We start from the raw sequence: 15,594 nt of genomic DNA on the forward strand, positions 1-15,594 counted from the left end.
GGTTTGGCAAAATCCCCAATCCCTGCAACTGCAAAATGCTTGAAACCCTTGGTTTATCGTTACAATAGTATTAGTAGTTAATAACCCCCAGAGGGTTAGTCTGAGCGCTATTGAGCTTACTCGTCGTCAGGAGATTCCTTATCCCGGATTTCTCGCCACACCTCTCAAAGCCTGCGCTTGTGCAGGGGTGCAGAGGAGCAGGGGAGCAGGGGAGAGTTCAATGTGCCTTGTTCTTTCCCCTCTGCCCCTCCGCCCCTCTGCTCCAAACGCCTGAAGCTTGTGAGAAATACGGGTTATCTTCTTCGTCATCCTTGTCAAAATTTGTATTGCTGAGTGGGACTTATGGGTGAATCGAAACGCCGAAAGGCAATATTAGGCAATCACTATGGTTTGCCTAATATTTTCAATGAAGTCCAATCAATGTGGACGCAGATTAATTTCTCGATCAAACGAGTCAAAGATTCTGATAATGGATGTTTACTTGTTCAGTGTTCCAACAACGACCGAGGATTCCATCAAGACACTATTGCCCAACTTCAAAAAGAAATAGAAACTTGGAAATGTGATTTGGATATTCCTATCTTGATCCAAGTTCTCCCAAGGGGAGTTAAAAATTCAGAAACTAAACTTTTTGATGGGTTCGTTACCCTTTGGTGTAATTGTCCTGAATTTGAATTGTGGCGAGAAATATTTGAAACTAAACTCGTTAAGTAAACTTTGTTGCATTAAATTATTGGTAATAATTCAGCACTTAGGAGTCAGAAGCCAGAATTTAAAAGCAATGAGCGCATAACTCTTCTATTGATTCAAAAGAATTCACTCTCCTTCTCCAACATTCAGAAGGACTGAATTCAGAAGAACGTAACTTCAGGTGTTCAATCTTCACTGTATAGTCGCCATCCCAGGTTTGAACTGTACAGCTGTATTCTCCAACGTGACTTACCACGCCCCAATAACCCGCTTTACCCCTCAAGTCTGGGTCATCTTTGGGCAGAAGAATGCATATTTCCCCGATGTGGTAAGGATTGGGTACTTTCGTCTTTTCGCGTATCCTGTCCACCACGTCTTTCACTATGCGACCAGATGGAATCTTATTGCCAGCTTGCTCTACTGCCTGCTGCCATACATCTGCTTGCACAGTCGGTTCCAACTCGGCTTTCGCCAAAAACCGCAGTTGTCGTTCGTTGGTCGGCATCGGAATTTGCCGACCAATGGTCGGCAAAAACTTTTGAAGATTTTCATAAACGACAGTAGCCGAAATCTTCAAGTACGCCGCATCACGACTATAATTGAAACGATCTCGACAATACTCCTCAAAAGTACGGTGCGTGGAACGGTACAATCTACGATCCCGCAACTCTATCAGCGCCTGACCCGCTGACAAAAATGCACGTTCCACACGCAGTTCCAAGTGTAGGCGTTTGGGGTATCAATTTACACGTTAAACTAGGCTAAAATGAGTCCAAAGCACAAAATTACCCTGGCTTTTGTCCTTCTTTAGTAGTAAAGAAGAGTTTTTGTGTAGCTAAGGGACTTATAGTAGCCAAAATCTCATTGAGACAAAGAGGCAGCGCGGTCTTCTGCCTTGGTGCTAGCTCCTGCCTTTGGGAGCTATATCTGCATGGTATTTATTGAACTCTTGGAGCGCGATCGCAATCTCAAAGTTTTCTTGGCTTTTAACCATTTAATATCAAGCAGATAAATGTTGTTCACTTAAATTCAAGATTAAAATCATGATTTTAACTTGCTAAGGGAGTCCGAAATTAGCAATTCTGACAAAAGAAAGTTTTACCGCAAAAAACTACTTTTGTCAGTAATTAGTAACGCTGTCAATAATAGTACAAGCAACTGCTTTCAATGAAGAACAATTGTCTGTTGTGTTTCCTGTGTTCCCGATTTAGCTGAGTTTCCCTAATTTCTATGAGTTACAAAAAATACATTGCTGGCATTCCAAACATTGCCAAACTCCAGTTACAAGCAAAGGCAGTATCCGCGATCGCAACCTACAGATATCGGAGACTGCTAACTTCAACACCTATACTAACGCTTGAATACTTAACGAGCGCCATGCAGACTTAGTTGGTTGGCTGGTTGTGGTTAAAAAATATCACTAATGACTAATAATTACTATTGACAGTAACTTTCAAGCGTAAAAGTAGAATATAGACATGGCAGAGGATAATACAGCGAGATTTGCTTTAAAAACTGAGCTTTTATTACGTATAGAGAAATTGGGACTACAACAAAGCCTATTTCCAACCTCTGACGAACTTATTGATAAGCTTATACAACAGTTGGAGGGCATAAGCCCTATTCCGCAACCACTTCAGCCTAAGCATCTTCCTTCTCTATTAGGTAACTGGCAATTAGTGTATGCATCTGCTGGGACAATCGTCACACGGCAGATTGCATCAATTCCAGATTTTGGGGGTGCAATTAAAATTAAACGCGTGTGGCAAATATTGGCTAGTGACAGCAATACCAGAAAAATCTTAGCCTCTAATAGCGCCCAGCTTGAATTACCCATTTTAGGGGAGTGGCAGTTACAAGCTAATGGACATTGGAAATGGAGTACGGATGAGAAAACTGCCACAGTCTCCTTTAACTCATTTTCCGTGCAAGCAACAAAACCCTTTGGGCTATCTAATTGGAGTTTTCCTGAGTTGAAAATACCAGTATTAGAATTTTTACAGAAAGAAGCTTTATGGATAACCTCCTACTTAGATCAAGAAATTAGGGTAGGACGAGGTGCAACAGATAATTTATTTGTATTTCGTCGTGATGTAAAGCCCTCAACTTAGTCCTACCAAAGAAGTTTCACTCAATGAAGTTAATTAAAAGCAAAATTGAAAATTGAAATGAAAAAATACAATATTTTTCTTGTTTTTTGCCAGCAATTAGCTTTCATATTTTATGTGTTATTATCTTCATCTGCGATGGCACAGATTCTTCCAGATAAAGCATTACCTGTCAATTCTCTAGTTACTCCACAGGGTGATACCAGCAATATTAATGGAGGAACGCAAGTAGGAAGGAATTTATTTCACAGCTTCGAGCAATTTTCTCTATCCACAGGTAGTACAGCCTACTTTAATAATGCCTCGAATGTTCAAAACATTATTAGTCGAGTAACTGGTTTATCTATCTCTAACATCGATGGTTTACTGAAAGCTAACGGCAACGCTAACCTGTTTCTAATTAATCCTAACGGGATTATTTTTGGTCCCAATGCTGCCCTAAATATCGGTGGCTCGTTCTTAGCTAGCACTGCTAACAGAATTAACTTTGCTGATGGCAGCCAATTTAGTGCAAAAACTCCACAAAATCAACCCTTATTAACAATGAGCGCACCTCTTGGCTTAGGATTTGATGGTAATCCAGGCGCAATTCAAGCTCAAGGTACAGGACACGATCTGACTCTCAATAACCCATTCTCACCATTTATTAAAACCATTAGCTCAAATGGCTTACGTGTCAAACCAGAGAAAACTTTAGCTTTAGTGGGTGGTAAGGTAGTTTTAGAGGGAGGAAAGCTTGAGGCAAGTGGAGGGCGGATTGAATTAGGTAGTGTTGATAAAGGAATAGCACGCATTAATACAGCTTCCAGTGGTTGGACTTTAAGCTATGAAGATGCAGTTAGCTTTAAAAATATTCAACTATCTCAACAGTCAATAGTAGATGTCAGTGGCTCCGGTGGTTTCATTCAAGCACAAGGTGCTGATGTGGAACTAGCAAGTGGCTCAATCTTTTTGATTCAAAACCAAGGAAATAAATTGTCCGGTGACATTATTGTAAATGCCTCGGAAGAATTGAGAATAATAGGAACTTCTCGAAATGGAGTAATTCCTACTAGTTTAGTTAATGAAACTGTAGTAGGAAATGGAGGAAAAATTGAAGTCTCAACTCAAAATTTAATTCTCCGGGATGGAGCAGCAATAATTGCTAGAACCTACGGTGCAGGTAGGGGAGGCGATATCATTGTGAATGCTTCCGAATTCACTCAAGTTGCTGATGGTTCCTCTTCCATTCTTCAACTACCCAGCAATATTATTACTGCAACCTTTAGCTCTGGAGATAGTGGCAATCTGACGCTGGCTACAAAAAAGCTGTCTGTACAAGATGGCGGAGAAATCCTAACTTCAACTTTTGGGAGCGGCAAAGGTGGTAACTTAACAGTGAATACTCTTGAATCTACTCAAGTAATTGGGTATTTATTGGGAGCTTCACAGCTTTCTAGTACTATTCTTACTAGAGCTTCTGGCTCTGGTAGTGCAGGCAAACTAGTCCTTTCAACAGAAAATTTAAGTGTCAAAGAAGGAGGTATTATTGGTTCTTTAGCTCTTGGTAGTGGCTCTGGAGGAGATCTAACTGTAAATTCTAATAACTCTGTAGAACTTTTTGGAGTAGTACCAGATATCTTTACTCCAAGTTCTTTATCTACTGCAACTTATAGCAGTGGTAATAGTGGAAAATTAACAGTTAATACAAAAAAATTAACAGCTAGGGATGGTGGGATAATTAATACTTCCACTCGCTCAACCGGAAAAGCTGACAGCCTTACTATTAATGCTTCTGATTCTATAGATGTAATAGGTAGAGTACCGGGTGCTGTCAATCCCAGTCTCATAAATTCATCTGTTATTGATTTCAATGACAGTTTTCAAGAGCTATACCTGCTGCCTTCAATGCTGAGAGGAGATTCAGGAAATGTCACGATTAATACTAATAAATTGAACATTGCCGATAGCGCATTAATTAGTGTCAAGAATAATGGTTCTGGCAATGCGGGAATAATTAATATTAATGCTAATACAATCCATATTTCAAATTACGGTGGGATCACGGCAAGCACTGCTGTCGGTCAGGGGGGTGATATCGATATCACCTCAAAATTCGTTCGATTAGATAATGGCATTATCTCTGCAACTGCTGGACAGCAAGGGACTAATGGTGATGGTGGAAACATCACTGTAGAGACAGATGTTTTATTTAGCTTAGGAAATAGCACTATCACAGCCAACGCTTTTGAAGGACGCGGCGGAAATATCTGGATAAATGTTCGTGATGCGTTCCTTTTCTCTCGGAATAGCCTAATTGAAGCCAGCTCTGAGTTTGGAATCAATGGCACAGTTCAAATTAATGGACTTGCCATTGATTCCAGGAGCATTAAAGCAGCGCCAGAAGTCGTTCGAGAAACTCCTGAAATGGCCTCCAACTGCCAGGGGCAATCAGGTGTAGCGGCAAGTGAATTAGTAATCAGTAGCAGAGGCGGTTTTCCATCTAGCTCTGACGAGATGCCAGATAACATTTATGAGCGGCAGAATAACTCTGTTTTAGTTGAGAAGAACAATTCGGAAGAACTTAAGGCAGCAACAGTTGAACAAACCCTAGAAATTGTAGAAGCTAACGCCTGGACAATAGACTCTAATGGAAGAATTGTCCTGATAGCAGACCCTAATACAGCCACTCCCGTTGCTTCGGCATTGTCTGCCTCAAAATGTAGTCAAGAATCTTATACATCAGAAGTATCACCAACCATAAAAATAGCACAGAGAAATGATTAAGTTACAATACTGGTTCAAGTACTCGCTGTTAGGAATTCTAAGTCTGTCAATAGTTACAAGCCAACCTTCTATTACCCCCGCTCAAACTTCAAACAAAAAAACACAACAATACAATCAAGCGCAAGTATTGACCCAAGAAGGTTATAAGCAATTAAATCTCGGTCAGGCAATCAAGGCTTTAGAAATTTGGGAAAAAGCTACGAGCATTTACCGCCAATTAGATAATCAAGAGGACATTAGTGGAAGCTTAATTGATGAAAGTATTGGCTTACAAGCTTTAGGTGCGAATCTTCGTGCATGTCATACGCTTGTTGAAGCCTTAAAGTTAGATAAAAATGCTGGGATTTGTACTACCGCTCCGGCACAATCCACTGAATCTATAAAACAACTACTTTATACAGCGATTACGAAGCAAAAACCAATACCAGTTTACTTATTGGGATGGCGTCATTTAGGAGAAGCCTTACGCCAAATAGGTAAACTAGATGAATCAAAAATAGTTTTAAAAGAAACGCTCTCACTTGCCAAGCAAACACCTTCGGCTGATATTAGCGGAATTTTGCTATCTTTAGGGAAAGTTGAGCAATCTATTTACAAGCAAGCACAAAATAGATATTTTCAGACAGAAGAACCCGTTTTTCAAAAAGAAATTGTTAATATAGTTCAGTATCAGGCACTTAACTCCCTTGATATTTATCAACAGGTGAGTGATATCCCAAACATTTCAATCGGAGTAAAACTACAAGCTCAATTACACCGCTTAAGCTTATTATTAGACTTTGATAATTGGTTAGCAGCGGAGTCCAATCCCAGTAATACAGAGTTAAACAATATTCGCACTAAAATTAATCATCAGATTCAGCCAGCAATAACTCTAATACTAAACAATTCTTCGGCATTTTCTCAGCTACCAGCTAGCAATTCTATTTATGCCAAACTCAATTTCGCTAAAAATTTAAATAAGATTGCAAGCAAACAATTACACTCAATAGCTATCGAGTATGCTGAAGAGGCATTGCAGACAGCTAAAGGACTGAATAACCCGCGATTAAAGTCAGATAGCTTCGGCACTCTAGGCAAGTTAAAACCAGAGCAATCACTTGCATATTTTCAGGCAGCTTTGAGCCAAGCTCAGTTAAGTCAATCATCGGATCTTGCTTATCAATGGCAGCAGCAGTTAGGGGATTTATACAAAAAACAAGGAAAATACGATACAGCCCTTCAGGCTTACAGTGCAGCAATTGATAATGTAACTAAAGTGCGTGATGATCTTTTGCCAAGCAATGCAGATTTACAATTATCCTTCCAAGAAAAAGTGGAGCCTGTATATCGGGAGTATATGCGATTGCTCTTGGCATCTCCTAACCCTAATTTAAAACGAGTAATTCAGGCAAACGAACGGCTGCAAATCGCTCAATTAGAAAATTTTCTTCAATGTGGCAAACTTGACATCATCCCTTTAAATGAAGTAAAAAACTTGTCCAATCCTCCAACAGTAGTTCACATTATTGATTTAGATAACAGCGTAGAAGTAATTGTCCAGTCCTCTGATGGCTCCTTTCACCACCATTCTGTTGACTCCAAGCTAGTTAAAATTAGCGTCGATAATCTATTAGAAATCTTACAATCTCCTCGACTAGCTTCTATTAATAAGAATTTGATTATTTCGCCTTCTCAATCACTTTATGACTTGTTAATTGCACCCGTCAAGACATACTTACCTCCATCAGGGACGCTAGTGCTTACTTTAGATACATCTTTCCAAAGCTTACCAATAGGTTTGCTTCATGACGGCAAAGATTATTTACTCAAGCGCTACAGCATTGCTCAAACTTTAGGTTCTAGGATTAGACCACCTAAATTTTTACCCAAGGAACAGTTAAGAGCCTTAATTGCTGGATTATCTAAATTTAGTCCCAGCTTTAACGCTCTAAATGCTCCCGAAGGCTTAAAAGCATTGCTAAGAGTGAAACAGGAGGTAGAAGATGTTAAAAAACAAACTACTTCTTCAACAGTCTTGTTGAATGAAAACTTTACTAGCCAGGCGCTTGAGCAACAGTTAAGCACAAATCATTTTTCCATCCTTCATCTAACTACTCATGCTCAATTTAGTTCTGACGCCCAGAAAACAATGTTTTTTACTTGGAACAAACCAATTACTGTACTAGAGTTTGATAACTTACTAAAATTAAACGCTCAAACCAATGAAAATGGAATTGAACTATTAGTTTTAAGTGCCTGTGAAACCGCTAAGGGTAATAAGAGGTCAGCATTGGGGATTGCTGGTGTGGCAGCACAAGCAGGTGCCAGAAGTACAGTGGCAACTTTATGGAAGGTAGATGCTGACTCCACTGCTTTACTTATGGAAGAGTTTTACAAAAACTTGAAGTTCGGGACTCCTAAAGCAGAGGCATTACATCAAGCACAATTAAATTTAATGTCAAATTCTAAGTACAGCCACCCTTATTTTTGGGCTTCGTTCTTGCTCGTTGGTGGATGGCTGTAAAATTTTGTGCAATCACAACCATAAGTTGCCGATAATTTTAACAATTATATATATATATTGGCAATTGGCAATGCGAGCATCTGGTTGCTATTGTTGCCAACTTTTACCTATTGTGCCATTCTACCAACTTTAGTCCTTCTTGGACTCTAGCTAATTCATCCGAATTCCTAGTGCGTTTCGCCAATTCATTTGCTACCTGATAATTGCGAAGCGCTTCATTTGGCAACCATGCTTCTAGGTATCGATCTGCAAGTACTCGGTAAAGAGTGGGGTTCTGACTTCCTGCTGCCACTCGTGCTTTCAGCGTCTCAATCGATTCATTCAAAAGGCTTTTGGACATAAATACAGCATCTAAATCTAAAAAAGCGGCTTCGTCTGGAGGCAAGTTTAATTCATTGATCTGCTTTACCTTGTATGCAATTTCTTTTTGGTCTTTTTCTGGCAAAACACTGATTACTAAAGGCTCCGAACTAATCAAAGAACCTCCCCGGTTGGCAATGACAGTAATTTTGTAGGTATTACCAAGTTGCAATTCTATTTGCTCTTTCGGGTATGCCAGTGTAGTCGTTTTCTGATCTACTGTTGCTTCCCAATAAAATTCGTAACCCTTTACAATTACTGTGTAATTAGTAGCGTTCGAGACAGCACTCCAAGATATTTGAGGTCGCGTACTTAACATTGAACTGCCATAAGGGCTTATTAGGGTTGGTGCTTCTTCTTTTTCCTCACCCGCCCCTTTAGGGTTATAGCAATTACTCGGATTTAATCCCGTACATAGCTCTGCTATCTCTTGAGGCACTGTACACGTATCTGGCTCCTTGAACACGGTACTATGCTTCAGGTATACAAAATTTCCATTTAAGTAGCACAAAACCTTGACTGTAGCTCCCTTAACTGGATTAATCCGATCTCCTTGGCACAGTCGGCTTCCACTTGGCAAGTGGAGATCGCCTGAGCTAGAGACTCGACCTATAAACTTGCGACACCCACTTTTTATTACTGCTACTGATTGAGTCCGACTTCCTGCGCTGCTAATACTTGATAAAAGTAGTATTGATGGTAATATCAATACGAGCGCTGCAACTTGAAGCTTAAAAACTTTTTTCTTCCTACGGTTGAGTAAAGACTGCATTAAAAGCTTTTATCTATTTACTTGCCTGTTAATAGCATACATAAGTTTGATAGCGAAACAAATAAACTAAATCCGTACTTTCGCAAAAATGCACTCTATTGAGAGATTTTTGAGTTATTGGTAAGGCGGTCTAATAATTCCTGCCTCCACTTGAAAACATCTTGCTGAGTAGTCCTAGCAAGCATACAGATTTCCCATGAAAGCCTGGCATCCTCAATTTTACCCAGAGCTTCTTGCACCTGAGCCAGCAAGCAGACAGCATCTATTCTCTTGCTGTCTAAATCACTGGCTTTTTGTAAATATTTCTCTGCCTCGTTATACTGATTTTGCATGAACTTTGCCCAACCCAAATTTTTATATAAAGCAGCTTGTAGTTTTGGCTCTTCAGTCAAGCGCAATCCTTCAAGTGCTAATGCAGTAGCCTGAGTATAGTCTTCTTTGAGATTTTTGAGGCGCGATAAATCATTGAGCGCGGGCACTGCTTTCTTATTAATTTTAATCGCTATTTTATATTGTTCTTGAGCTAAATCCTCTTTTCCTTCTTGATCATAAAAACTTCCTAACCTATAATATCCCTCCCAATCATTAGGCTTTAATTTCAAAATATGCTGATAATTATCTAAGGCACAAGCGACTTCTCCAAGCTGCCAACAAACTACAGCTAAACTATTATAAGCATTTATATCTTTATTATTATATTTAAGGGCTAACTCATAATATCTTTTAGCTAGTTTAAAGTCGTTAAAATGACGAGCGGCTTGCTCTAAATAAAACTGGGAAACAGAAAGTTGAAGTTGGGAATTATATTCTATGGCTTGGTTAAAATAGTTTTGTGCAGTTTGCGAATCATTTGCTAATTCTGACTTTTTACCTTGTAGTACTAAATTATTAGCCATTATTGGTAAAAATACTTTGAAACCTCCGAAAAACCCTAAAGTAATTAATGTAACTAATACACTAAATAAAAGTTTTTTAGACTTAATTAATTTATAAATTTTACTTTGATAAGGAAGTTTATTAAGCCGTTGCAAAATTACTTGAGTACTTTGCGGACGCTGACCTGGGGAGGAAGCCATCAAATCATCGAGTAAATCAGCAAAAGGTTTATCAATCTGCGGCGCATATTTTCTCCACATTAGCCTCCCTGTTTTTTCGTTTGTTGGTAGATCCATCAATGACATTCCAGTAACTAAATTCACAAAAGTTCGACCTAGAGCATAGAAATCTGATTGCGGTACTGCTTGGCCGTTCATTTGTTCAGGTGGACTAAAAAAAGCCGTGATCACAGATGTTACTCCGTACCCACTAGCTAATCCTGTACTGCTTCCCCCACTGGTACTAACTTTTGCTAAGTAAGTGCTGGTAATCTCTCGTGCTGCACCAAAATCAATCAACACCAATTTCCCATCAGGCTTATGAATGATGTTTTCTGGCTTAATGTCTCTATGAAAGAAGCCGGAACGATGTACGACATCAAGAGTATCAATTAATTGTGACAACCAATCAAATGCCACATTTTGAGGAATTCGCCCATAAGATTTTAACCATTGCCGTAAATTCTCTCCTTCAACCTTTTGCATTACTAAGCAATGTAATTCTAGAAGAGTGTCCTTAAGTTTAAAAGTGAAGTAATCATCCCTAGCCGACTCAGGAATCCCAGGATATTGAATTATTTGCAAAATTCTAGCTTCTCGCTGAACTAGCTCCACTAATTTAGGTTCGCTCCACTTTAATATTTTCATTACTCTTATTTGAGACTTTGGATAAGACTTTGTGTCAACATCTTCAACCTCAAAAACATTTGTGTTGGTATACAAGTTTTCTTCCAAAGATCGCAACGGGCGTAACAAACGAATGCGACCATTTATTAACAAAGAATTACCGCAAGCTAAACAGTTTTTGACATTATCAGGATTACAGCGCTGTGTACAAAGGTGATTTATACAGTAAACCACATTTACTCCTGGATGGAATTACTGAGTTGTAACACACTAGTTCTTCTCCGCACCAAATTAAATGGATCAACTAAAATGTATTTTCTGATAAGTGGTTGTAAACTATAACTAACTTCTTGCTTACCTGATTTTCTATAAGTTTCAACTAAAGAGCGTTGTTCTAAAATTTCTATTGCTCTGATAGCTTCCGCAATTGACACTTCTAAACCTATTTGTTTTTTCAACGCTTCAATAATATTAGAAAACTGTATTGGAGGTGAGCTTTCTGAAGTTGACTCGGCTAAATAAATCATTATTTCTCTTTGGACATCACTTATGAGTCCAGGCTGTCCAAATTGCTGATGTAGCATAGATTGAAGAAGTTGTCCAATAACAGTAGTCCTGTAATCAAAGAATGTTTTTACACTTCCTCCAAAAAGTCGATGAATTCTGTCAGCCGCTTCTTCTAACTCTGATGGGTTCCCACGATGCATTTTAATTAACTCTTTACATTCTTTTCCCCATAGTCCTTTTTCGTTTAGCATTCGCATAGCTGCACGCTCTTCTAAACCTTCAAGGCGTAAAAAGTCAATTGAAAGATTTTTTGTTGCATAAATCACTTCTTCCAAAGGTAATTGACTTGTTATAATTGTACAATTTTGATGATTTCCATCTGCAAGTTGAATAAATAGTTTTTCATACTCTAATCTCTTCTCAAAACTCGCTACTTGACCTAGCTTTTCAAATCCGTCTACTACTAGTAATAAACGATGCAATTTAAAATATTTTAATAATAGCAAAGTTTGATTTTCAAGAGATTCATTGTCTATTTCTACATTAAAAGCATTAATTAATTTAGTAAATAAATCATCAATTGACGAATGTATTTTTATCCAAACTATATCTTCATAGGCATTAGGGTTTTCTAAAAGAATTTCTTCTACTAATTTCGCTGCAAGTGAAGTTTTTCCAATTCCTCCAACTCCAGTTATAACTATGCAGCGCCGTTTCAAAAGATGAAGTTGATTTTTTAATTTACTAATCTCCCTTTCTCTACCATAAAAAGATTCTATTTTGGGTAATTCTCCATAAATTCTCGTCTTGCCCACTAAACAATCGTTGTCCAGCTTGGAGACTTCTAGCTTAAAATAATTCTTTTTTGCTAATTTAAGTAAAGCAGGTTTCAACGATATTTTTTTTACTGGGACTCCATCACCAATAACCTCTGAAAGCATTGCCCATAATTGCCGAGCCACTTCTCTATGCAAATAGTCTGCGCTGTATCCAGAGTTGCTTGCTATCTCCTTATAGTCTCTGCCATACCAAGACCCTTTAATTAAAACTCTTTCAGATTTCAGTAAATGTCTTCCGGTATGTTGAAGCACTCGCTCATCCAAAATATCCAGTATTTTATCTATGTCTAAGTTTTTATACGAGTCCATACTTAGTAAGCTTTTATATTATTTTTTTAATAACTCTACCCTTAGAGTTATTCAATGAAGTACAAGAAGCTACTCTCTTAGCTTACTCTACAAGAAAATCCTCTTAGACACTTACAAAAACTCAAGTGAACATCTAATGGAAACCAGATTCCGTCTAAGTTGTGCTGCATTTTGCCTAACATGACACATTACACCATAGATTTGTAATATTAAGTAATCATTCTAGATACAACGCTAAGATACACAATTATTCGATTTTAGCAACTCTCAAACCCTACTTTTTTAAGATTTTTTTACAAGTCAGATATTGCAAAAGATTTTGCTAAAACCTACACTTTCTCAATAATTGTTTACAATATCCCTCTTTCAAAAAGCTTTTACAGGTTATATGCTCTAAATATTACGTTCAATAAGTAGGACTACTGCATCTATAGATGTAGTGTCACGATTAGGCTTTAATCAAAATTGACTAATGTAATCAATGAATGCCTTTGGGTATTGCCAGACATCGCTTTACCCCAATTCAATGATTACACCTAATCTCGTGTGTAACTAACCTCGTAGTACTCCCTTAAAAAGATGAAACAATTCCTAGCCAAAAATCAAATTCTTGTTAGATCCCAAACAGACATAACTTCTGTAAAATCAAGCTAATTGAAGGGAGACAGACATGGAGGTGAATATACAAAACTACCAAAACTTAACGCACAAAGCGCCACTAAGGAGTAGCGCTTTGTACGGGTCTTAAATTCCATATAACCTCAGAGCGGGAGTTGATCTCGAATGAACAAAACAAGTTGTCGTTAAAGTTTGCCTACTAGTCACGACTACTAAATTTGTCCGAGAGTATAATCCGCGCTGCCACATCCATTATAGGATCTGCCGCACGAAAAGTCTATTTTTTGCGGTGTGTTTTGGCTGTCGAAATTCTAAAGATTTACTAAAATTAAGTTTTATGAAGAAAAATTGCGAATTTTGTAGTTAAAAGCAGTAGTAGCGCGAATAACAGTTATCAGTTACCAGTTACCAGTTACCAGTTATCAGTTGGAATTTACAGTCCTTGATAACAGTCAACTCTTGACTATTAACTGATGTAACCCCCTCTGAGCTTGTCAACCAAGTTATCAGGGGAAAATATTGTGATAAATAGAGAACACCCCAAGAGCGCAGTAGTAGAGCGCATGGGGTTGAGTGCAGCTTTCGTATGGCAATTTTGTGCTGTGACGAAGGGAAATTTTCGGAATATCCAGGCTAGTAGTCTGGCAAGTCAACTTTGCATGGTGGTTAGCAGAGGGGCAGAGGGGCAGAGGGGCAGAGGGGAAAGAACTTGTATAAGCCTATCCTCTGCTCCCCTGCTCCCCTGCTCCCCTGCCGACCTCCACCCAGCAATTTTGGGTTGGCGAACTGCTAGAGCAAGGGTTTCGCAGCTTGAAAGAGTTCTCTCTAAGGAATTCCGAGGGGAGAACCGATGAACCATACCCCGAATATTACGGGGGAAAGGTTAAAGGTCAAAGGGAAAAGGGATGGGGAAGAGTTAACAAATTCTTCCTCCCCTTCCCCTTTGCCCCTTACGCTTAACCCAGGTGCAGCCTCTCCAACTGAATATCCCAACAACCTCACGGCAGCGGAATACCATGAGTTGTTAGCTGGTAGCGCCATTCATCCGGCGTTAATTAAGCGCAACTTTTTCCATGTAGAGGGAGAATCAGTTTATGATTTCCTGTTCATATCTGATAAAATCCCACGTAAGAATGCGGGTCGAGTCACGGATGGATACATCAAAATGTATCAGCATCTATTACTGGGTGGGACATGGATTCAGTCACTTGACCCATTCAAGAACTGGCAACCGATGGAGTGGGGGCGGATTAAGCCGAACTTCCCCCGTATTGATTGGCAAAAAGGGAAACCCGTTAAATACGAGTCACCCCCCAAAACTCCCAACCGTGTTACCTACTTTGATGTCGCTAACCCCATCTGGGACAAAGTTGCAAAGCGTTATTTAATTAAGCGCTATCATTCCCTTTTAGCATTGCGCTTACTGGATCAACTCAATCCACTAATATTTTGGGAGTGGATAAAGCAGCACCCAGAGATTCCGATTATCTTATGCGAAGGGGAGAAGAAAGCCGCTTGCTTGCTTAGTTTAGGGTTTGTAGCGATCGCACTGCCGGGAATTTGGAATGGTCGCGTGGGCAAACAGGATTTTGATGAACGGTTGCATCCTGACTTAGTACCAATGGCTCAGGCGGGACGCAAGTTCATTATTTTATTCGACTACGAAACTTCTTCTAAAACCAGGTGGTCGGTGTTTCAAGCCACTGTTCGCACTGCAAAAGCAATCGAATCGGCAGGTTGCTTTTGTGAAGTTGCATTACTGCCGGGGCCAGAGAAAGGCGTTGATGATTTTGTAGTTGGTCGCGGGGAAGATGCTAACGCTTTACTGACCGCAATCATCGATGATGCCAAATCACTTGCCGATTACCAGCGCTCGTATCGGGCTAAAAAATGGGGACTTAGCAAATACAAACCAGATGTCACTATTAATATCAAGTATCTCTCTGAGGCTTTGTGCATTCCCGAACTTGAAGAAAAATGCTTGAGAGTGCCTGAGCTTTATGAGCTTGAAAAGGAACAACTTTTCACGCCATCTATAAAAGGACATTGGAGAAAGAAGGAGTCTACGGATTCTGGCGGAGTTGATTCAGACAAATCGAAGAAATCCCCTACCTTCAATTTCCCAAAATCAGGACTAGTCGTACTCTGGAGCGACATGGGTACTGGCAAAACTGAACTTATGCGCTGGTGGCGTGACCAAAACCCCGACGCGCGGTTCCTCAACAATGGACATCGGGTTAACTTGTTGAAAAATCTTGCCGAACGCTTGCGGACGGCGATGTATTCAGACTTGGGTTACACAGGTTTAGCCCAGGCTCAAGCCCTTAGTATTACTATCGACAGCTTGCATAAGCTGAATACTCAGTCTCTCACCTACGGCTGCATATTTATAGATGAA

At 39.4% G+C, this 15,594-nt stretch carries 12 protein-coding genes; 8 read left to right on the forward strand and 4 right to left on the reverse strand.

The genetic code is table 11. The annotated features are described in order from the left end of the window. Nucleotides 1-342: 342 nt before the first annotated feature. Nucleotides 343-714: a hypothetical protein gene (locus H6G92_RS35870; RefSeq protein ID WP_190901288.1), complete on the forward strand. Its 372-nt coding sequence runs from the start codon at nucleotides 343-345 to the stop codon at nucleotides 712-714. Between the two features lie 58 nt (nucleotides 715-772). Here the strand turns inward: H6G92_RS35870 and H6G92_RS35875 are convergent, their stop codons facing one another. After that, nucleotides 773-1,399 carry a hypothetical protein gene (locus H6G92_RS35875; protein ID WP_242059461.1) on the reverse strand — a complete coding sequence of 209 codons (627 nt, stop codon included), beginning with the start codon at nucleotides 1,397-1,399 and terminating at the stop codon, nucleotides 773-775. Between the two features lie 521 nt (nucleotides 1,400-1,920). Here H6G92_RS35875 and H6G92_RS35880 point away from each other — a divergent pair. The 4 genes from H6G92_RS35880 to H6G92_RS35895 all read left to right on the forward strand — a co-directional run bounded on the left by H6G92_RS35880 (nucleotide 1,921) and on the right by H6G92_RS35895 (nucleotide 8,070). Beyond that, on the forward strand, nucleotides 1,921-2,079 hold the full coding sequence (locus tag H6G92_RS35880; RefSeq protein ID WP_190901290.1) for a hypothetical protein: 159 nt from the start codon (nucleotides 1,921-1,923) through the stop codon (nucleotides 2,077-2,079). An 89-nt stretch (nucleotides 2,080-2,168) separates the two neighbouring features. Then, the gene (locus H6G92_RS35885) at nucleotides 2,169-2,801 is read left to right on the forward strand and encodes a PAP/fibrillin family protein (RefSeq protein WP_190901292.1); all 633 of its coding nucleotides are present in this window, start codon (nucleotides 2,169-2,171) and stop codon (nucleotides 2,799-2,801) included. A gap of 57 nt (nucleotides 2,802-2,858) precedes the next feature. Next, nucleotides 2,859-5,564: a two-partner secretion domain-containing protein gene (locus tag H6G92_RS35890; protein ID WP_190901294.1), complete on the forward strand. Its 2,706-nt coding sequence runs from the start codon at nucleotides 2,859-2,861 to the stop codon at nucleotides 5,562-5,564. Next, nucleotides 5,557-8,070: a CHAT domain-containing protein gene (locus H6G92_RS35895; RefSeq protein ID WP_190901296.1), complete on the forward strand. Its 2,514-nt coding sequence runs from the start codon at nucleotides 5,557-5,559 to the stop codon at nucleotides 8,068-8,070. The genes H6G92_RS35890 and H6G92_RS35895 overlap by 8 nt, the downstream gene beginning before the upstream one ends. Nucleotides 8,071-8,173: 103 nt before the next feature. Here H6G92_RS35895 and H6G92_RS35900 read toward each other — a convergent pair whose 3' ends face one another. Both H6G92_RS35900 and H6G92_RS35905 read right to left on the reverse strand, forming a co-directional pair. Further along, entirely contained in the window at nucleotides 8,174-9,202 is a 1,029-nt protein-coding gene (locus tag H6G92_RS35900; RefSeq protein ID WP_190901298.1) for a hypothetical protein, read from the reverse strand. Nucleotides 9,203-9,297: 95 nt separating this feature from the next. Continuing rightward, on the reverse strand, nucleotides 9,298-11,052 hold the full coding sequence (locus tag H6G92_RS35905) for a protein kinase domain-containing protein (protein ID WP_313890053.1): 1,755 nt from the start codon (nucleotides 11,050-11,052) through the stop codon (nucleotides 9,298-9,300). On the opposite strand from H6G92_RS35905, the gene H6G92_RS40005 reads away from it, so the two are divergent. Then, nucleotides 10,976-11,140 carry a hypothetical protein gene (locus H6G92_RS40005; RefSeq protein WP_242059463.1) on the forward strand — a complete coding sequence of 55 codons (165 nt, stop codon included), beginning with the start codon at nucleotides 10,976-10,978 and terminating at the stop codon, nucleotides 11,138-11,140. The genes H6G92_RS35905 and H6G92_RS40005 overlap by 77 nt on opposite strands. 19 nt (nucleotides 11,141-11,159) lie before the next feature. On the opposite strand, the gene H6G92_RS35910 is transcribed toward H6G92_RS40005, so the two are convergent. Beyond that, a complete protein-coding gene (locus H6G92_RS35910; protein ID WP_190901302.1) occupies nucleotides 11,160-12,578 on the reverse strand; it encodes an nSTAND1 domain-containing NTPase in 1,419 nt (472 codons plus the stop codon). Nucleotides 12,579-13,717: 1,139 nt separating this feature from the next. Here H6G92_RS35910 and H6G92_RS35915 point away from each other — a divergent pair. Further along, the gene (locus H6G92_RS35915; RefSeq protein WP_190901304.1) at nucleotides 13,718-14,050 is read left to right on the forward strand and encodes a hypothetical protein; all 333 of its coding nucleotides are present in this window, start codon (nucleotides 13,718-13,720) and stop codon (nucleotides 14,048-14,050) included. Further along, nucleotides 14,047-15,594 (forward strand): DUF3854 domain-containing protein (locus H6G92_RS35920; RefSeq protein WP_190901306.1); only part of this gene is annotated, 1,548 nt, incomplete at its 3' end. The genes H6G92_RS35915 and H6G92_RS35920, both read left to right, overlap by 4 nt.

This window comes from Nostoc foliaceum FACHB-393, from assembly GCF_014698505.1.
In the GTDB taxonomy this organism is placed as follows: Bacteria; Cyanobacteriota; Cyanobacteriia; order Cyanobacteriales; family Nostocaceae; genus Nostoc; species Nostoc foliaceum_A.